This is a genomic window from Ideonella azotifigens (genome assembly GCF_021043325.1).
Classification (GTDB): Bacteria; Pseudomonadota; Gammaproteobacteria; order Burkholderiales; family Burkholderiaceae_C; genus Ideonella; species Ideonella azotifigens.
Map to the genome: position 1 here is coordinate 28,981 of NZ_JAJNKD010000028.1, position 17,785 is coordinate 46,765.

Genomic DNA, 17,785 nt, shown 5'->3' on the forward strand with positions numbered 1-17,785 from the left:
GGCGGCCAAGCCGGTCCTCCTGCGGGCCACTTTCTGGCTAGCCCTGCTTCGATCGCATCGTCAGCGCCACGACCGCCGCTCCCGCGGCGACGATCAGCGCATCTTCGATCAGCCCGCTGCGCGTCTGCCCGATCTGCGCCATCGCCCGCTTGCGACCTGCAAGCGTCAGGTAGGCCAGCGGCACCGCAGTGGCCACCGCGACCGCGGCCCCGGCCCGCTCGCTGCCCCGTGGTGCCAGCGCCGCCCCGGCGATCCCAGCGCTCAACACGCGCGCCAACAGCCCCAGGAAGACCGTGCGGTCCGGCGCGGTCTTCATCTTGTCCCCCAGCAGTTCCCCAACCCCCATCGCCAAGGCCCCGAACTTGATCACCGGCCGGCCCAGCAGGACCAGCTTCCCCGGCGTCTGCCGCCCCGCGAGCCGCGCCGCCGCAATGGTCGCCATCGGCGTCATGGACCGCGCACTGGCGACGGCGCCAATCAGAGCGGAGGAAATCAAGCTGCGAATCTGCATTTGGACAGGCTCCTGTCAACACGGAATTTCGTGAGCCGCCGAGGCGGTGACGGCGCAGCTGAGCAAACGACGTTCCTGCGAACAGCCCGGGCAAGCCTGGCCGCAGATGGTCGAACAGGTGCCGCTGCTTCTTCCAGCCCAGTCCTTCGAGGCCTACCGATCGTCGAATGGCGCGAACACTTCGGCCACCCAATCCACGAACAGCCGGATCTTGGCACTCAGGTGCCGGTTGCTCGCGTACAGCACGTGGAAGGGCTGGCGCGGGCGCGTCCAGTCGTCGAGCAGGCGGGTCAAACGGCCGTTCTCGATGTGCGGCGCGGCCATGAACTTGAATGCCTGCCCGATTCCCACCCCAGCCAGTAGAGCGCTCAAATGCGCGGTGCTCTCGTTGACGGCCACCTCCACTTGGCCATGCACCAATATCCGCTCGCCCGCGTTGTGGAATTCGAGCGGGAACGCTCGCCCGGTGAGCGACGAGAAATAGCCGGCGACGGCGTGGCCGGGAACGCGACGCTTGCCGGCGTCCTGGGCCGGCTGGGGCATCAGTTCGGAAGGGTGCAACGGAACGCCGCGCGCCTTCAGGTAGACCGGGCTGGCGCAGGTCACCCAATCCATGTCGGCGATGCGTCGCGCCACAAGCGACGTGTCCGGCAACGGCCCGCCCCGGATCGCGCAGTCCACGCCCTCTCCAATGAGGTCGACCGGACGATCGCTGACGCCGAGATCGACATGCAGATCCGGGTAGCGCGCGCGGAAGCCCGGCAGCGCGGGGATGAGGATCATGTTGGCAACCACCGAGCCGACGTCAACCCGGATGCGCCCACGCGGCAGGGCGCGCGAGTGCGAAGCGCTTTCGTCCATCTCGTCGAGTTCGCCGATCAGGCGGGTGGCCCGCTCGTAGTAGGCCGCGCCCTCCGGCGTCACGTTGACGCGCCGCGTCGTCCGATGCAGAAGTTTCGTCCCCAGGTGGCGCTCCAGATCCTGGACGAGCTTGGTCACCGTGGGTCGCGGAATGTTCATTGTGTCGGCGGCGCGCGAGAAAGCCCCGGATTCGGCGATCCGCACGAAAACGCGCAGCGCCAGCAGTTGGTCCATGGCATTGGCCGTTGGGTTGTTTCGTCCCCATTATTCAAGCACATGAAATAAGAAGTGCAAATCCTCGTCTTTATTCCTACCCATGACATTCGTAAGCTTCGCTCACCCTCTCAACACAGGAGCACCACATGGGAAACAAGCTCACCGGCAAGGTTGCCGTCATCACCGGTGGCACCACCGGCATCGGTCTGGCAGCCGCCAAGACATTCGCGTCCGAAGGCGCGTTCGTCTACATCACGGGACGGCGTCAAGCCGAACTGGATGCGGCCGTCGCCGCCATCGGGCAGAACGCCCAGGGTGTGCGAGCCGACTCGACCAAGCTGGACGAACTGGACAAGCTCTACGACCTGGTGCGGACACAGCATGGCCGCGTTGACGTGCTGTATGCGAACGCAGGCGGGGGCGAGATGCTGCCGCTGGGCGCAATTACCGAAGCGCATTTCGACCAGACCTTCGAACGCAACGTGAAGGGCGTCGTGTTCACGGTGCAGAAGGCGTTGCCTTTGCTGGAGAAGGCAACACACGGCGCCTCCGTCATCCTGGCCGGCTCGACGACCAGCGTGAAGGGCACTGCCAACTTCAGCATCTACAGCGCGACCAAGGCCGCGGTGCGCAACCTCGCCCGCAGCTGGGTTTTGGACTTGAAGGGCCGTGCGATCCGCATCAACACGCTGTCGCCAGGGCCGATCCACACGCCCGGCCTGGTCGAGCTCGCAGGGCCCGAGGCCGCGCAGCAGCAGGGCCTGCTCGACTACCTGACCGCACAGTTGCCGATCGGCCGCATCGGACAGCCCGACGACATCGCCAGGGCGGCGCTGTTCCTCGCTTCCGACGATTCGTCGTTCATCACCGGCATCGAACTGTTCGCCGATGGTGGCATGGCGCAGGTCTGAACTGCCCATCGACGAATCCCTCACCTGTCAAGGAAAGTCTCATGACAACCGCACTCGAACTGCTTCAGGCCTATCAAGACAATGTCCGCACTCCCGCCGCCGCCGCGGCGCTCTTCGCGGACGACGGCGTCCTCGAACTGCCGACGGTCCAGGCGCATGCCCGGGGCCCCGCGGCCGTCGAGGCCCTGCTCTCCGGCCTGCTGGCCAAGGTGCCCGACTTTCGCTTCAAGGACTTCAAGGTCTGGATCGACACGCCCGACAAGGTCTTCGGCGAATATTCCGTCGAGGCGATGGTGGTCGACACCGGCAAGATGTACCGCCAGACCTATGCCGGCGTGCTCATCGCGGAGGGCGGCAAGATCAAGCTGCTGCGCGAGGCACTTGACACCGCGGCCGCTGCGCGCGCGTTCAGCAAGGGTTGAAGTTGCTGCCAGGCCGGCGCCGAAGATTGGCGCCCGCGATACGCCCGGCAGTTGACCGGATTGACCAAATTAGTACACTTGATACATGGCAAGCAAATCAAGTGAAGCACCTCCACCGGCGGCGGAGGCCCGGAGGAACTCGATCCTCGACGCCGCCGTCAAGCAGTTCGGACGGCACGGATACCGGAAGACCTCGATAGAAGATCTGGCCGCTGCCGCCGAAATCTCCAAGCAGGGTCTCTACCTGCATTTCGCGGGGAAGAACGAGATCTTCCTCGCCGCGATGCAGAAGTACCTCGACGACTGCATGGCCCTGGTGGACAAGGCGCTCGGCCGGACCGACCTGTCGCTGGTCGACCGCCTGACGGCGGCGCTGGATGCCTGGTTCGGAAGGCACCTGGCCACGTTCAGTCCCGCGTCGTTCGACGTCATTGTGACGGGCGATCAGCTGTCTCCTGCCGCGGTCGAGGAGGTTAAGGGCGCGTTCATGAAGCGCATCGCCGGAGCGCTGGCCGCGTCGCCTGAATTCACGACGTCCGGTGCGAACCGCTCGGCAAAAGAGGTGGCGCAGGTGCTGTTCCTCTGCGGTCTCACCTGGAAGGAGGGTTCGCCCTCTCCGCGCGAATTCTCGGAGCGCCTTCGGCTCTGTGTTCGAGTCTGCTGTCACGTGAAGAAGTGAGGGATCCGATGGGCATAGGCAAGATTCTCGTCACTGGCGGCTCCGGCTTCCTCGGTAGCCACTGCATCGAGCAACTCCTCCAGAGCGGGCACGAAGTGCGTACGACCGTGCGCTCGGAAAGCCGGCGGGCACTCGTTCGCTCCATGGTGGGTCAAGACAGTCCCCATGCCGATGACCGACTGGGCTTCGCGATGGCCGACCTGCAACGGGACGAAGGCTGGGCCGATGCGGTCAAGGACTGCGAGGTCGTCCTCCACGTCGCGTCCCCCTTCCCGCCTGCCGCGCCGAAGCATGAAGACGACCTTATCGTCCCCGCCCGTGAGGGCACTCTGCGCGTGCTGACCGCCGCACGAAACGCCGGAGTGAAGCGGGTCGTCCTCACATCTTCCTTCGCCGCGATCGGCTACGGCCACGGGCGTGGCAGCCAAGCCCTCGACGAGACGTCCTGGACTCACCTCGATGCGAGTTCCAGCGCCTACGTCAAGTCCAAGACCTTGGCCGAAAAGGCGGCCTGGAACTTTGTCGCCACCGAAGGGCAGGGCATGGAGTTGACGGTGATCAATCCAGTGGGAATCTTCGGCCCCGTTCTCGGGGCCGACTACTCGTCGTCGATCTCCTTGGTCAAGCAGATGCTCGAGGGCCGGCTCAGCGCTTGTCCCAAGGTGTGTTTCGGCGTAGTGGATGTGCGCGACGTCGCAGACCTCCACATCCGGGCCATGACTCACCCGAAGGCGTCCGGCGAGCGCTTTCTCGCTTCGGCCGGCGACTGTGTGTCGATGCTCCAGGTCGCTGCCATGCTCCGCGAGCGCTTCGGCGACGTCGCTGCCAAGGCGCCCACCAGGGAGCTTCCCAACTGGTTGGTACGTGTCGCCTCGCTCTTCAAGCCGGAGCTCAGGCAGGTGCTGCCCGAGTTGGGCAAGGACAAGCACATCTCGAACCGGAAGGCCCGCCAACTGCTGGACTGGGCGCCACGCAGCAGTGAAGACGCCGTGGCCTCTGCAGCGCAAAGCCTGCTGTCCAGAGGGCTCGTGGCCAGCAGCCCACGGCCCTGAGCCTCCGTAACCCGTGAACCCAATTGCCGAACTCCGTCCACGACCTTCGATCCACCAGAACGCGACCTCACAATGAAAACTGCGCTCGACCTCCTCAAGGCCTACACCGACAACGCACGGAACCCCGCTGCCGCCGGTGCGCTCTTCGCCGACGATGGCGTGCTGGAACTTCCGACGATCAAGGTGCATGTCACCGGACCTGTCGGAGTCGAAGGACTCCTGACCGGCCTACTGAAGCGTGTGCCCGATTTCAGGTTCAAGGAATTCAAGTCGTTCATCGACACGCCCGACAAGGCATTCGCCGAGTATTCGGTCGAAGCGTTGGTGCCCGACACCGGCAAGGTGTACCGCCAGACCTATGCCGGCGTGTTGATCGCGGAGAACGGCAAGATCAAGTTGCTGCGCGAAGCACTCGACACCGCAGCGGCTGCCGCTGCATTCAAGAAGGATTGAGGGCCCGTCATGTCCGATGTCTTGAAGCGGCTGTCCGCCGAAAATATCCCTCGCCGCGATGCGGTTCTCGGCATCGTGCGCGGTGCCTCGGCTGCTGCGTTCACGACGAGCCTGCTGTCCCAGGCGACCGCGTTCGCCGGCCAGGCAGCCGGCGTGCCAGAAGCGATCATGCCGTTTCGGGTCGCCGTGCCACAAACCGACATTGACGACCTGAAGCGCCGCCTGGCGATGATGCGTTGGCCCGAGCGTGAAACGGTTTCCGATTGGTCACAAGGCGTGCCGCTGGACACCGCGAAGCGGGTGGTCAAGTACTGGCACGACGAGTACGACTGGCGAAGGTTCGAGCGCCAGATCAACGGCTACCCGCAGTTCAGGACGCGCATCGACGACCTCGACATCCACTTCATCCATGTGAAGTCCAAGCACCCAGGCGCGCTGCCCGTCATCATGAGCCACGGCTGGCCGGGCTCGGTGGTCGAATTCCTCAAGGTGATTGGCCCGCTGACGGACCCGACTGCGTACGGCGGCCGCGCCGAAGAGGCGTTCGACGTCGTCATTCCCTCCCTGCCGGGGTTCGGATGGTCGGGCAAGCCCACCGAAACGGGCTGGGACGTCGTCCGCACGGCCAAGGCCTGGGGTGTCCTGATGAAGCGCCTGGGCTATGACCGCTGGGTTGCCCAAGGGGGAGACTGGGGATCCGGTGTGACCCACGCGCTCGGCCACGTCAAGCCTGACGGGCTGGTGGCCGCGCATGTGAACTGGGCCTTCGTCTTCCCGGACAAGCTGCCGGTGGACCCGACAGCGGAAGAGCGATACGCCATGGATCGTGCCGCGCAGTTCACGGGCGACTGGGCCGGCTACTTCAGGGAGCAGGCGACCCGCCCGCAGACCATCGGCTATCCGCTGGTAGACTCTCCGGGCGGCCTGGCCCTCTGGATTTACGAGAAGTTCCAGGCGTGGACGGACAACCCTGGCAGCGTCGACAAGGTGCTCACGATGGACGAGATGCTCGATGACATCTCTGTCTACTGGTTCACCGACACGGCGGCCTCGTCCGCACGCTTCTACTGGGAGAACACGCGCAAGGGCTCCGCCAGCTTCAACGCCGGTGTCATCGACCTGCCGATGGCGGCCACCATGTTTCCCAAGGAGATCTTCACGACGCCGAAATCGTGGGCGGAGGCGCACTGGCCCCACCTCATCTACTGGAACAAGGTGGACCGCGGCGGTCACTTTGCAGCCTTCGAGCAGCCGGCGATCTTCACCGAAGAGCTCCGCAAGGCATTCCAGACGGTTCGCGCATGATGCGGGCGGTCGCGGGGGCGGCACGCGCCGATGTTCATTCATGCGGAGGAAAGGCCGAGATTGGTCATCGAGTTCGGAACTCAACTGTCAGGCCATGCGCTGATCCAAGTCATCCGTCCCCAGACCGTTGGCTACGGTCTCTTCGACTCGTCCAGGGACCAGTCAATGTGGATCTACGAGAACTCCAGCGTTGCTCCGACACATCAGGGTCCCGACGCGGTAGCCGAACGCCAGCCGTGGGCTGTTGCCCTTGCCTTGCCGCGCGACCCGCGACTCCACGCGGGAGAGTGAACAAGACAGATCACCGAGCGCGAAGCCCAACTCGCCAACGGCCTCCAGAAGCTCGAGGTATCCAGGCGGGTGCTTGCGTGCGACGAAGCGTCCACCCTGGAACGTGCGAGGCATCTCCCTCGGCTCGAAGACGAACCTCGTCGACGGGCTGGTTGCGAACTCGATCCACGGCGGGTTCGCCGAGGCGTCACGAAAGCCCACGAGCGCGGCGCCGGCGGCCGACGTGCGCGGCAGGGTGCGTGCAGCATTGGCCCGGCATTCGGCGAAGGAGACGAAACGACGGACACCGCTCGCATCGAGAAAACTGCAGCCAGCCCTGAAGCCGTCACTCGCTGGCCGTCATGGCTACCGGCCCCCGTTGGCTCCGGCAGCCAAGATCAGAACTTCACATTCGCCGAGAACGCCACGTTGCGTGGTGAGCCGACGTAGTACGAGTTCTGCCAGTAGCTCTTGTTCGTGACGTTGCTGGCGTAGAGGTTCAGGGTCACGGGGTGGTTGGCGGCGGTGGTGGTGTAGCGCAGGCCGAGGTCGAGGGTGGTGTAGGCGGGCAGGCGGTCGGTGTTGGTCTCGTTGGCCCATTGCTTGCCGGTGTAGAAGACGCCGCCGTTCAGGCTCAGGCCGGGGATGAAGCGCAGCTGGTATTCGGCGTAGACCTTGGCCAGGACCTTGGCGACGTTGATGGGCTGCAGGCCGTCGTAATCGCCGCCCCTGACCTTGGGCGCGAGCCAGGTGAAGCCGCTGAAGAGGGTGAGGTCGCTGGTGGCTTTGCCGGTGGCGCCGAGTTCGATGCCGCGGTGGCGTTGCCGCCCGTCCTGCACGTAGAAGCCGTCCGAATTCGTGTATTCATTGGCCTTCTCGATGTCGAACAACGCGGCGGTGAGCAACATGCCGCCCACATCGGCTTTCACGCCCAATTCCTTCTGCTTGCTGATCATGGGCGGCATGACCTCATCTTTGTTGCCTGTCGCCTCCGCGGGGGCAACACCCCCTTGCTCAAGTCCCTCGATGTAGGTGGCGTAGGTGGTCAGCCACGGCATGGGCTTGAAGATCAGCGAGACGGAGGGCGAGTTGCGTGACTTGTCGTAGTCCTTCACGACCTTGCCGAGTTCTTCGTCATAGTCGCTGGTGACGATGCTGCTGTGGCTGATGCCCAGCAGGGCCGACCACTGCTCGGTGAAGCGGACCTGATCGCCGATCAGCCAGTTGCTGTTGCGCACCTTGGCCGCGTAGATGGGCTTGGTGGTGTCTTCGGGGAAGGTGGGCTCGGCGATGTGGTGCGGCTGGTCCAGCGGGAACGGGCCCATCCAGCCGGTGTTGGGGTTGAAGGTGGTGGCGTAGAACTTGTCCTGGTACATGGCGTAGCCCAGGGTGAGCTTGTGCTGCACGCTGCCGGTGTCGAGGTTCAGGTCGGCCATGGCCTGCGCGGCGTCGAAGCGGTCCTTGGTGCGGCCGGAGCGGATGCCGATCTGCTCGTAGCCTGCCGCCACATCGCCCACGTAGTTCTGCGCGTGGTCCTGGATGGGGCGGTCGATGTTGTCGCGCATGTAGGCGCCGCGCAGCGTGAGCTGGTCGTTGAGCTTGTAGCTCAGCTTGCCCATCAGCTTGGTGTTCTCGAACTCGTCCTGCACCCAGGGCTGGCCCCAGAGCTTGTCGGCGTCCGGTGCCTTGCCGTGCGGCGCGTCGTAGAACCAGTAGGCCGACGGGCCGTCGGTGTGGTACTTGTTGTAGACGCCGTTGAGCTCCAGCAGCAGCTGGTCGGTGATGTGCCAGTCCAGCGCGCCGCTGACCAGGCTGCGGTTGATCTTCTGCTGGTCGACCGAGGTCTCGCCGTCCTGCTTGACGAGGTTGAGGCGGTAGCCGAACTGGCCTTCGCTGTCGATCATGCCGCCGAAGTCGCCGTGCACGAACCACTGGCTGCCGCCGTAGTTGCCCACGGTCACGCTGTTCAGCCGCTCGGTGGTGGGGCGCTTGTAGACGTAGTTCACCATGCCGCCCGGCGTGGCCGCGCCGAACAGGAAGCCCGAGAGGCCGCTCAGCACTTCCACGCGCTCCTTGTCTTCCAGCACGGCCGCGTGGTTGTAGATGCGGCGCAGGCCGTCTTCGGCGGTGTTGCTGCCGTCGAAGCCGCGGATGTTGACGACCGGCGTCCAGCCGGTGCCTTGGGGCGTGGCGCTGCGGCTGGAAGGGGTGAGCTTGAACAGGTCGTCAGGCGACTGGGCCTGCAGGTTCTCGAGCAGCTGCAGCGGCAGCACGCTGATGGCAAACGGCGTGTCCTGCAGCGAGACGCTGCCCAGCGCACCGACCGAAGACACGGTCTTGGTCTTGTAGCCGTCCTTGGCATCGCCTTCGCGCTGCAGCGCGGTGCCGTCCTTCACCGGCGCCTTGCCGGTCACGCGCACGACGGGCAGCGTGGTGCTGGTTTCGGTGCTGCTGTCTGCCGGCACCGGTGCGGGGCTGCCCTGGGCGAAGGCGGAGGTGCCGCTGGTGGCCAGCAGGGTGCCGAAGGCTGCGCCAAGGGCGGCGCAGAGCAGGCGGGGACGGTGCAGCGAAGGCATCAAGTACTCCTGAATCGGTGAAAAGAAGGAAGGAAAAACGAAGGGAAAAAGCGAGAGGGAAAAACGAAAACGCCCCGGCGGGCCGGGGTCGTGATGTGCTGGCGCAACCAGGGCGTGCTTCAGTGGGTGGGCGCCTCATGCAGCCGCGAGGGCGGTGCGCTGCGCTCGCCGGCCAGCGCTTGCAGCAAGGCCTGGCCGATCTCGTCGGAGCGAATGGCGAGCACCGAGAGCAGCGTGTCGCTCAGGCCGTGGCTGGACTCGCAGGCGCCTTGCAGGAAGATGGCGGGCTTGAAGTCCGGCGTGGTGCGCAGCCGGTAGTTACGGTCCACCTCGAAGCGGCCCAGGTGTTCGCGCAGCGGCTTGAGCAGGCGGCGGTGGCCGTCGCGTTCGTAGCCGGTGGCCAGCACCACGGCGTCGTAGGTCTTGTGCTGCAGCAGGTCGTGGTTGAGGTCGCGCAGCGTCAGCGTCACGCCTTCGCGGCTGGCCTGCACTTCGGCCACTTCGTGGCGGCGCAGGAAACGGTGGCGGTCCTGGCCGCTGACGCGCTGGCGGTAGAAGACGTCGAAGATCTGCTGCACCAGCGCGAGGTCGGGTGCGGCGTAGTTGGTGTGCCAGAACTCTTCGAGCAGCTCGGCGCGCTCGGCGTCCGGGCGGCTGAAGACGAAGTCGGTGAAGCTGGCATTGAAGATCTCGTTGGCAAACGGGCTGTCGTCCGACGGGCGGATGGCGCGGGCGCGCATCACCAGGTCGATCTCGTGCACCGGGCTGCGGCCTTGCAGGTCCATGAAGATCTCGGCCGCGCTCTGGCCCGCGCCGATCACCGCAATGCGCCTGGCCTCCGGCACGCGGGCGATGGCGCCCAGGTACTGGCTGGAATGGAAGACGCGGCGGTCTTCCTTCAGCGGCTGGAAGCCGGCCGGTACATGCGGCGCGCCGCCCATGCCGATGGCGAGGTGGCGCGTGAGGCGCTCGCGGGTCTGGCCACGGGCGTCCCGCGTGCGCACGCACAGCAGCTCGACCTGGCCGGCGCGGCCCTCGGGCAGCACTTCCAGCACTTCCTCGGCATAGGCGCAGCGGTCCTCGAACTGGGCCGCCGCCCAGCCCAGGTAGTCGTTGAACTCGTGGCGGCTGGGGAAGAAGGTCTTGAGGTTGATGAAGTCCTGCAGGCGATCCTTGTCATGCAGGTAGTTCAGGAAGGTGAAGCGGCTGGCGGGGTTGCGCAGCGTGGCCAGGTCCTTCAGGAAGGAGATCTGCATGTGGGCCTGGTCCAGCAGCATGTTCTGGTGCCAGACGAAGCCGGGCTGCTTCTCGATGAACAGCGTGTCCGGCGCGCGGCTGCCAGCGGCGCGGCGCTCTTCGAGCGCAATGGCCAGTGCGATGTTGGACGGGCCGAAGCCGATGCCGATCAGGTCGTGGATGTGCATGGAGGCAACCTTCAAAGGGACGCGCCGGGACGCGCGGGAATCCACAGGGCTTCGCCGAAGAAGCGCTCGCGCAGCAGCTGGCCCAACATTGCGCGCTTGTGCGGGAAGTCGAATTCCTTCATCAGCGCATAGCCGCAGCGCGAAAGGCTGCGGATCATCCTGGCGTTGTCGGCGCGCGGCTCGATGACGATGCGCTGGGTGCGGCAATCGTCCAGCAAGAGGTAGTGCGACATGCCGGGCATCCACGCGGTGAGCCAGGGCGCGCCGCGAAAGCGGGCCTCGCCGACCAGCGCGTGCCAGCCGCGGTCGAAGTCCTGCGCGTCGCAGAACGGGGCGATGCGGTCTTCCTTGGCCCAGTAGGCTTCGAAGTAGCCGAAGGGCTGGCCGTCGAAGCAGCCGATCAGGCTGAGCACGCGCGGGTCGACCGCCAGGCCTTCGAGGTAGGCGCGGTGCCTGGCCAGGTCGCCTTCTTCCTGCCAGAACTCGGCCACCACCGGGTCGTTCATCCAGCGGCTGAACACCGGCAGGTCTTGCACCAGGTCCACGGTGCGGAAGGACAGGCTCTGGCCCAGCCAGGGAATGTGGCGCTGGTAGACCGTGCCGCTGGGCTTGGCGGGCCGGCGCGGGTGGCGGCGGCCCTGGCTGAGCGTGTACTGCAGCGGATGCGGCGCAGGCTGCGGCTGGGCCAGCCACAGCGCAGGGTGCTGCCACAGGGCCTCGCGCCAGAGGACGGGCTCGTCGGCCCGCTGGTCCGCCCGCAGCAGGCCGGCCTGGGCCAAAGGCGCGAGCAGCGCGGCCGGCAGGGCCAGCGTGATCGCGGCATGCTGCGGATGGGCGCTGAACGCGGCTTCCAGCGCGGCCCACAGGTGGCTGGCCGGCACGGCGGCTTCCGGGCGGGCCGCGCTGAGCTGCAGGCCGCCGGCAGTCTCCGTCAGCCGCCACTGGCTGCGGGCGCCGTCGCCGTCGCCATGGCCGTCACCGTTGCGTTCGGCTGCCTGCACCACCAGGTGTGGCAGGTCCAGCGCCACGCGCAGCGGCTGGCCGCCGGGGCGGGCCAGGAAGTCGGAGAAGGGCGGCAGGTCGGAATGCGGCAAGGGGTGGTCCTCGGTCTGGGCCGGTGCAGGTTCTGGTTGAAAAGCACGTGCACCCAGCACCCATGACGAAGCGGGGCGGCAGATGTTTAGTCGGCGCAGCGCGCTTCAGGCGAAGGCGGCGCGCAGCTGGGCGGCCAGGTCCTGGCGCAGCTGCAGTGCGGCGTCCGGCACGATCTGGCCCAGGCGCGCGAAGTCGTGCACCATGCCTTCGTAGACCTTCAGCGCCACCGGCACGCCGGCCGCGCGCAGGCGCTCGGCATAGGCCAGGCCTTCGTCCACCAGTGGGTCGTGCTCGGCCAGCGCAATGCCGGCTGGCGCCAGCCCGGCCAGGCTGGCGGCCTGCAGCGGGGCGAAGCGCCAGTCCTGCCGGTCGGCCTCGCTGCGCAGGCATTGCTGGAACATCCATTGCAGCGTGGCCTGTTCCAGCAGGTGGCCGGTGGCGTAGCGCTGGTGCGAAGGGCTGTCTTGCCAGGCGGCGGTGCACGGGTAGAGCAGCAGCTGCAGGCATGGCTGCGGCCGGCCGGCCTCGCGCGCGGCCAGGCACAGCGCGGTGGCCAGCGTGCCGCCCACGCTGTCACCGCCAATCGCCAGGCGCTGGGTGTCCAGCGGCCAGGCCGCGCCGTGCGCGAGCAGCCAGCGGTGGGCGTCTTCGGCGTCTTCGAAGGCGCTGGGGAAGCGGTGTTCGGGCGCGAGCCGGTAGTCCACGCTCAGCACGGCGCACTGCGCCGCGTGCGCCAGGTCGCGGCACAGCGCGTCATGCGAATCGCAGTTGCCCAGCACGTAGCCGCCGCCGTGGAAGAACAGCAGCACCGGGCTGGGACCGGTCCGCCCGTGGGCGCCCAGGTAGAGGCGGGCGGGCAGGCGGGTGCCGTCGCGGCAGGGCAGGGTCAGCGGCTCAACCGGCAGCGCCGCGCCGGGCAGGTCCAGCAGCAGGCTGCTTTGTACATAGGCCTCGCGCGCCTGGGCCGGGCGCATGGCGCTCATGGGTGTGCGCGAGGGCGCGGCAGCCAGTTCGAGAAAGGCTTCGAGGTCAGGGTGCAGGGGCGGCATGGCCGGGCGCAGGGCAGCGCAAGCGGTGGGTGGTCTTCTGAAGGACGGGGCAGGCAGCGTTTTGTTTAGCGCTAAACGCCAGCGGCCCCAGTTCGTCAGCACACCATCGCCACGGAGAACGAAGCCAAGCATGAGGAATGAAGCAACTCCCGAGAGGGATGCGGATGCACAGCGCCAGCGCGCGGGTCGACTGTCAGCGGTGTTGCGTGCCGCGATCGCCGGCGCGGTGCTGCTCTGGATTGCGACCAGGTCGCTGCATGCGCTAGCTGCGCCGCTGCCGGTGGAAATCCGCCGCACGACGGATGGCATTCCGCACATCAAGGCGGCCGACTGGCGGGGGCTGGGCTACGGCATTGGCTACGCGCAAGGGCAGGACGCGCTGTGCACGCTGGCAGAGGCTTTCACGACCTACGAGGGCCGTCGCTCGTTCCATTTCGGGCCGGAGAACCGGCCGGCGCGCGAATCCAGCTTCGGTCGGCCCCTCAACCTGGAACTGGACTTCTTCTTCAAGGCCTTTGCGGACGACGCGATGGTGGCCCGCTACCGGGCTGCCCAGCCGCCCGGACTGAATGATGCCGTCGAAGGCTTTGCAGCGGGCTACAACCGCCAGTTGCAGGAGGCTCGCGCAGGCCATGCCAGCGGCAGCCAGCGGCTGTGCCTGCACGAGGCCTGGGTGCACGAGATCGGCCCGGACGACCTCTACCGCCGCTTCTACGCGGCCCAGGTGGCGGCGGGTTATGCACGCTTCATCCCGGAGATCGTCAACGCGCAGCCGGGTGGTGCATCGCCAGCCGCGCAGGTGGGCGCGGCCTCGCTGTCGACCCGGCTCGCGCACCGCGTGGGCGACCAGGACGGCCTGGGCAGCAACATGATGGCGTTTGGTCGCCAGGCCACGGGCGAGGGCGGCAGCGTGCTGCTGGGCAACCCGCACTGGTACTGGGGCGGGCCGGATCGTTTCTACCAGATGCAGCTGACCATTCCCGGCCAGGTCAACGTGGCGGGCGTGGCCTTCCTGGGTGTGCCGCTGGTGATGATCGGCTTCAATGCGCATGTGGCCTGGAGCAACACGGTGTCCACCGCGCGGCGCTTCGGCCTGTTCGACCTTGCGCTGGCCGAAGGCCGGCCCACGGATTGCCTGGTGGACGGTGCCGCGCAGCCGCTGCAGTCCCGCGAGGTGGCGGTCACGCTGAAAGGGGAAGGTGGCCAGGCGCGCACGCTCAGCCGGCGGCTCTACCGCAGCGCGCAGGGGCCCATTGTCGACCTGGGTGCACAAAACCCGGCCTTCGGCTGGTCGGCCACGCATGCGCTGGCCATCCGCGACGCGAATGCCGAGAACTTCCGTGTCTTTCGCACCTTCTGGGCCTGGAACCAGGCCGGCTCGCTGGACGAGTTCATCGCCATCCAGCGTCGCGAGCTGGCACTGCCGTGGGTGAACACCACCGCCGTGGACCGCAGCGGCCGCGCCTGGTTCGCGGACTTCGGTCCCGTGCCGAATGTGCCCGATGCGCTGCGCGAGCGCTGCACCACGCCACTGGCCCAGGGCTTCGCGCAGCTGGACGCGTTCACACCCTTCCTGGACGGCAGCCGCGCGGATTGCGACTGGCAAGCCGATGCGGCGGCCGTGCAGCCCGGCACCTTGCCGGCAAGGTCCTTGCCCAGCCTGCTGCGCAGCGACCAGGTGGCCAACATGAACGACAGCTATTGGCTGGCCAACCCGGCGCAGCCCTTGCGGGGCTTTGCGCGCGTGCTGGGTGGCGAGCAGCAGGCGCTTTCGCTGCGGGCGCGCCAGGGCCACGCGATGGCCCGGCGCCTGGCGGCGATGCGGCCGGGTTCGGCCCGTGCACTGGCAGCCGAGCTGCGCGAGGTGGCGCTGGGCGCGCAGGCCGAATCGGCGCTGCGCTTCAAGGCCGGGCTGCTGCACCACGCCTGCGCACAGCCCAAGGTGAACCTGCCGGCGACCGAGGCCAGCCCGGCGGCGCAGGTGGACGTGACGGCCGCCTGCGCGGTGCTGGCGAGCTGGTCCGGCCGGGCGGACGGGCAGGGCCACGGCGGCCTGCTGTGGGAGCTGTTCTGGGCGCAGTGGCTGCAGGCGGTGCCGGCCGAGGCGCGTTTTGAGATGCCTTTTTCTGCCGCGGCGCCGCTGGACACGCCGCGCGGCCCGCGTGCGGAGGGTGCGGCGCAGGCCCTGGCCACGGCTGTGCAGGCCATGGCGGCGCAAGGTACTGCGCTGTCTGCCACCACCACCAGCCAGCGCCTGGTGCAGACCGGCGCAGGGCCGCTGCCGGTCTATGGCGGCTGCGACGGCGTGGGTTACTTCGCCACCGCCTGCAACGACGACGGCAGCGACCCGCTGGGCCCCAACACCTCGGCCAACAGCTACCTGCAGGTGGTGAGCTTCGGCCCGCGCGGCCTGCAGGCCCACACGCTGCTGGCGCATGGGCAGGACGAGCAGGCGGTCAGCGGCGGGGCAGGGCTGGCGGGCGCCGCGCCGGTGCAACGCTATGTGCGGCGCGACTGGCTGGCCTTCCCGTTCACCGAGGCCGAGATTTCGCGCGACCCGGCACTGACCAGCATCGTGTTGAGCCCCTAAACATCCGGCCCGCCAGATCGTCTGGATCAGGGATGACAGCCACCTCGAGGACCCATGACTGCGCGCGCCATGAACGATGAACCCCGCCGTCCGGCCAGCGAGATGGGGCGTCTGCTGCGCCCGTTCCTGCCCTGGATCGTGCTGTCCGCGGTGACCGGCATAGCAGCCGGTGCCGCCACCGTCGCCTTGCTCGGCACCATCAACCAGGTGCTGAACCGGCCGGGTGGCCTGGCCGGCGGGCTGCTGCTGACCTTTGTGTCGCTGTGCGTGGCCGCGCTGATCGGCCGCGCGCTGTCGGACATCTCGACCAACTGGGTCGGCCAGCAACTGGTGGCCCAGGTGCGCACCGGGCTGGCGCAGAAGATCCTCGCGGCGCCCATCGACGCGCTGGAGCGCTACCGCACGCACAGGCTGATGCCGGTGCTGACGCAGGACGTGGACATGATCAGCGACGTGGCCTTCGCGCTGGCGTCGACCACCATCGCGCTGGCCGTGGCGCTGGGCTGCCTGGCCTACCTGGCCTGGTTGTCGCCGGCGCTGTTCGGCCTGGTGGTGGTGGCGCTGGTGATCGGCACTGCGGTGCAGACGCTGGTGCAGTCGCGCGGCGTGGCCGGCTTCTGGCATGCCCGCGAAGGCGAGGAAGCGCTGCACAAGGCCTATCGCGGCATCAGCGAAGGCGCCAAGGAACTGCGCATGCACAGGGCGCGCCGCTCGCGGGTGTTCGACGGGCAGATCGAAGGCACGGTGCACCGCATCCGCGACATCAACAACCGTGCGATCAACATCTACGTGCTCGGCACGGCCTTCGGCTCGGCGCTGTTTTTCCTGCTGATCGCGGTGATCCTCGGCTGGGCGGCGATGCGCCCGATGGCGCCCGAAGTGCTCAGCGGCTTCGTGCTGGTGCTGCTGTTCCTCAAGGGGCCGATCGACCAGATCACGCTGACGCTGCCCAACGTCGGCCGGGCCAAGGTGGCCTTCGAGCGCATTGCCGACCTGTCGCTGCGCTTTGCCACGCCCGAGCCGCATCTGCACCTGGCGCGCCCGCCCAGCGAAGTGCGCTTTCGCGAGTCGCTGGCGCTGCGCGGCGTGCGCTATGCGTTCGAGCCCGCCGAAGGCGCCGAGCCCTTCACGCTGGGCCCGATCGACCTGACGCTGCATCCCGGCGAGCTGGTGTTCGTGGTCGGCGACAACGGCTCCGGCAAGACCACGCTGATCAAGCTGCTGCTGGGCCTCTATGCGCCGCAGCAGGGTGACGTGGTGCTGGACGGCGAGCCCGTGAGCGACGAGCGCCGCGACGACTACCGCCAGCTGTTCACCACCGTCTTCTCGGACTTCTACCTGTTCGAGGACCTGGCCGCCGTGGACGGCCAAACCGGCGGCCGCGCCAGCCTGCCGGAAGCCGCACGGCCGTACCTGGAACGGCTGGAGATCGCCCACAAGGTGTCGGTGGTGGACGGCTCGTTCAGCACCACCGACCTGTCCACCGGCCAGCGCAAGCGGCTGGCGCTGGTGCACGCCTACCTGGAGCAGCGCCCGGTGATGGTGTTCGACGAATGGGCCGCCGACCAGGACCCCAGCTTCCGCCACCTGTTCTACACCGAGCTGCTGCCCGAACTGCGCGCCCGCGGCCACCTGCTGATCGTCATCTCCCACGACGACCGCTACTTCCATCTCGCAGACCGGGTCCTGAAGATGGCCAACGGCAGCGTGGAGGAAGTCGACCAGAGTCGCGTGGTGCCGCTGCGGGCTTGAACGTCCGCGGCTGATTGGGCATGTCCCCAGGCCGGCGGTGCCGGCCAATACACGCGGCGGCCCTTTCCCGTGCCCGGGGAAGGGCGGGCCCTGGCCTCTTCACGCTGCGCTCGGTGCGGCGCCGGCCAGATTGCCATCCCGGACACCGGCCATGCCCGCAGTCGGGCCCGTGAAGCCTGCAAAGCTGCTCCGCGCATTGGCCACCTTGCCCAGGCTGGCGGACGGCTCTTCGGGCGAGGATCGCCCGCAACTGACGCAAAAAGCGTGAACAGTTGCCTGGTCGTTGCCGATTTGCGGGCCAATCCGCTTCTGGGCAGCGCACTCGTGCCGATACGACCCAGGCGGCCCCTCTCCGGGGCTTGAAAGGAGCACAGCAAATGAGGTCTCTCTGCCTCAGCTTGCGGCACGGCTGTTCGATGCAATTGACCTCTGAACAGCAAGCTTTTCACGATTTCCACCTGAGGCCAGGCGGGAAATAGTGTTCGTGGCCGAAACCCCAGGTCGGCCGTCTCCCCTTTAGGCAAACCGAGCAATCTCCCAACCCATGGCCAAGACCATCATGATCGTCGACGACTCAGCCTCGCTGCGGCAAGTTGTCGGCATTGCGCTGCGCGGCGCC

14 protein-coding genes and 1 pseudogene are annotated in these 17,785 nt (G+C 67.5%); 9 read left to right on the forward strand and 6 right to left on the reverse strand.

The features are described from left to right. Positions 1 to 37: 37 nt before the first annotated feature. Together LRH25_RS31670 and LRH25_RS31675 are read right to left on the reverse strand one after the other, a co-directional pair. Entirely contained in the window at positions 38 to 511 is a 474-nt protein-coding gene (locus LRH25_RS31670; RefSeq protein ID WP_231013194.1) for a hypothetical protein, read from the reverse strand. A gap of 153 nt (positions 512 to 664) precedes the next feature. Further along, positions 665 to 1,606 (reverse strand): LysR family transcriptional regulator, encoded by a 942-nt coding sequence (locus LRH25_RS31675; protein ID WP_141287452.1) that lies wholly within the window; start codon positions 1,604 to 1,606, stop codon positions 665 to 667. 128 nt (positions 1,607 to 1,734) lie between these two features. On the opposite strand from LRH25_RS31675, the gene LRH25_RS31680 reads away from it, so the two are divergent. The 6 genes from LRH25_RS31680 to LRH25_RS31705 all read left to right on the forward strand — a co-directional run bounded on the left by LRH25_RS31680 (position 1,735) and on the right by LRH25_RS31705 (position 6,410). Continuing rightward, a complete protein-coding gene (locus LRH25_RS31680) occupies positions 1,735 to 2,499 on the forward strand; it encodes an SDR family NAD(P)-dependent oxidoreductase (protein ID WP_141287453.1) in 765 nt (254 codons plus the stop codon). Positions 2,500 to 2,540: 41 nt separating this feature from the next. Then, a complete protein-coding gene (locus LRH25_RS31685; protein ID WP_141287454.1) occupies positions 2,541 to 2,921 on the forward strand; it encodes a nuclear transport factor 2 family protein in 381 nt (126 codons plus the stop codon). Positions 2,922 to 3,006: 85 nt separating this feature from the next. Further along, positions 3,007 to 3,600, forward strand: a complete 594-nt coding sequence (locus tag LRH25_RS31690) for a TetR/AcrR family transcriptional regulator (protein WP_141287455.1) — start codon at positions 3,007 to 3,009, stop codon at positions 3,598 to 3,600. Between the two features lie 8 nt (positions 3,601 to 3,608). Then, the gene (locus LRH25_RS31695) at positions 3,609 to 4,652 is read left to right on the forward strand and encodes an SDR family oxidoreductase (protein WP_211361366.1); all 1,044 of its coding nucleotides are present in this window, start codon (positions 3,609 to 3,611) and stop codon (positions 4,650 to 4,652) included. Positions 4,653 to 4,724: 72 nt separating this feature from the next. After that, positions 4,725 to 5,105, forward strand: coding sequence for a nuclear transport factor 2 family protein (locus LRH25_RS31700; RefSeq protein ID WP_141287456.1), 381 nt, complete (start codon positions 4,725 to 4,727; stop codon positions 5,103 to 5,105). Positions 5,106 to 5,114: 9 nt separating this feature from the next. Beyond that, positions 5,115 to 6,410 carry an epoxide hydrolase family protein gene (locus tag LRH25_RS31705; protein WP_141287457.1) on the forward strand — a complete coding sequence of 432 codons (1,296 nt, stop codon included), beginning with the start codon at positions 5,115 to 5,117 and terminating at the stop codon, positions 6,408 to 6,410. A 668-nt stretch (positions 6,411 to 7,078) separates the two neighbouring features. On the opposite strand, the gene LRH25_RS31710 is transcribed toward LRH25_RS31705, so the two are convergent. The 4 genes from LRH25_RS31710 to LRH25_RS31725 form a co-directional block, all read right to left on the reverse strand. Further along, positions 7,079 to 9,256, reverse strand: a complete 2,178-nt coding sequence (locus tag LRH25_RS31710) for a TonB-dependent siderophore receptor (RefSeq protein ID WP_141287458.1) — start codon at positions 9,254 to 9,256, stop codon at positions 7,079 to 7,081. A 119-nt stretch (positions 9,257 to 9,375) separates the two neighbouring features. Next, positions 9,376 to 10,680 carry a lysine N(6)-hydroxylase/L-ornithine N(5)-oxygenase family protein gene (locus tag LRH25_RS31715; RefSeq protein WP_141287459.1) on the reverse strand — a complete coding sequence of 435 codons (1,305 nt, stop codon included), beginning with the start codon at positions 10,678 to 10,680 and terminating at the stop codon, positions 9,376 to 9,378. An 11-nt stretch (positions 10,681 to 10,691) separates the two neighbouring features. After that, positions 10,692 to 11,774, reverse strand: a complete 1,083-nt coding sequence (locus LRH25_RS31720) for a GNAT family N-acetyltransferase (RefSeq protein WP_231013195.1) — start codon at positions 11,772 to 11,774, stop codon at positions 10,692 to 10,694. Between the two features lie 105 nt (positions 11,775 to 11,879). Beyond that, positions 11,880 to 12,824, reverse strand: a complete 945-nt coding sequence (locus LRH25_RS31725; protein ID WP_231013196.1) for an alpha/beta hydrolase — start codon at positions 12,822 to 12,824, stop codon at positions 11,880 to 11,882. A gap of 130 nt (positions 12,825 to 12,954) precedes the next feature. Here LRH25_RS31725 and LRH25_RS31730 point away from each other — a divergent pair, with 130 nt between their 5' ends. The 3 genes and pseudogenes from LRH25_RS31730 to LRH25_RS31740 all read left to right on the forward strand — a co-directional run. Continuing rightward, positions 12,955 to 15,414: a penicillin acylase family protein gene (locus LRH25_RS31730; protein ID WP_231013198.1), complete on the forward strand. Its 2,460-nt coding sequence runs from the start codon at positions 12,955 to 12,957 to the stop codon at positions 15,412 to 15,414. A 69-nt stretch (positions 15,415 to 15,483) separates the two neighbouring features. Continuing rightward, complete coding sequence (locus LRH25_RS31735; protein ID WP_141290943.1) at positions 15,484 to 17,166, forward strand: cyclic peptide export ABC transporter; 1,683 nt, start codon at positions 15,484 to 15,486, stop codon at positions 17,164 to 17,166. A 544-nt stretch (positions 17,167 to 17,710) separates the two neighbouring features. Continuing rightward, a pseudogene (locus tag LRH25_RS31740) lies at positions 17,711 to 17,785 on the forward strand (response regulator); the annotation flags it as partial.

Bases quoted from the DNA above. Each gene is read 5' to 3' on its own strand.
- LRH25_RS31670 (WP_231013194.1), bottom strand. From the start codon at position 511: ATGCAGATTCGCAGCTTGATTTCCTCCGCTCTGATTGGCGCCGTCGCC.
- LRH25_RS31675 (WP_141287452.1), bottom strand. From the start codon at position 1,606: ATGGACCAACTGCTGGCGCTGCGCGTTTTCGTGCGGATCGCCGAATCC.
- LRH25_RS31680 (WP_141287453.1), top strand. From the start codon at position 1,735: ATGGGAAACAAGCTCACCGGCAAGGTTGCCGTCATCACCGGTGGCACC.
- LRH25_RS31685 (WP_141287454.1), top strand. From the start codon at position 2,541: ATGACAACCGCACTCGAACTGCTTCAGGCCTATCAAGACAATGTCCGC.
- LRH25_RS31690 (WP_141287455.1), top strand. From the start codon at position 3,007: ATGGCAAGCAAATCAAGTGAAGCACCTCCACCGGCGGCGGAGGCCCGG.
- LRH25_RS31695 (WP_211361366.1), top strand. From the start codon at position 3,609: ATGGGCATAGGCAAGATTCTCGTCACTGGCGGCTCCGGCTTCCTCGGT.
- LRH25_RS31700 (WP_141287456.1), top strand. From the start codon at position 4,725: ATGAAAACTGCGCTCGACCTCCTCAAGGCCTACACCGACAACGCACGG.
- LRH25_RS31705 (WP_141287457.1), top strand. From the start codon at position 5,115: ATGTCCGATGTCTTGAAGCGGCTGTCCGCCGAAAATATCCCTCGCCGC.
- LRH25_RS31710 (WP_141287458.1), bottom strand. From the start codon at position 9,256: ATGCCTTCGCTGCACCGTCCCCGCCTGCTCTGCGCCGCCCTTGGCGCA.
- LRH25_RS31715 (WP_141287459.1), bottom strand. From the start codon at position 10,680: ATGCACATCCACGACCTGATCGGCATCGGCTTCGGCCCGTCCAACATC.
- LRH25_RS31725 (WP_231013196.1), bottom strand. From the start codon at position 12,824: ATGCCGCCCCTGCACCCTGACCTCGAAGCCTTTCTCGAACTGGCTGCC.
- LRH25_RS31730 (WP_231013198.1), top strand. From the start codon at position 12,955: ATGAGGAATGAAGCAACTCCCGAGAGGGATGCGGATGCACAGCGCCAG.
- LRH25_RS31735 (WP_141290943.1), top strand. From the start codon at position 15,484: ATGAACGATGAACCCCGCCGTCCGGCCAGCGAGATGGGGCGTCTGCTG.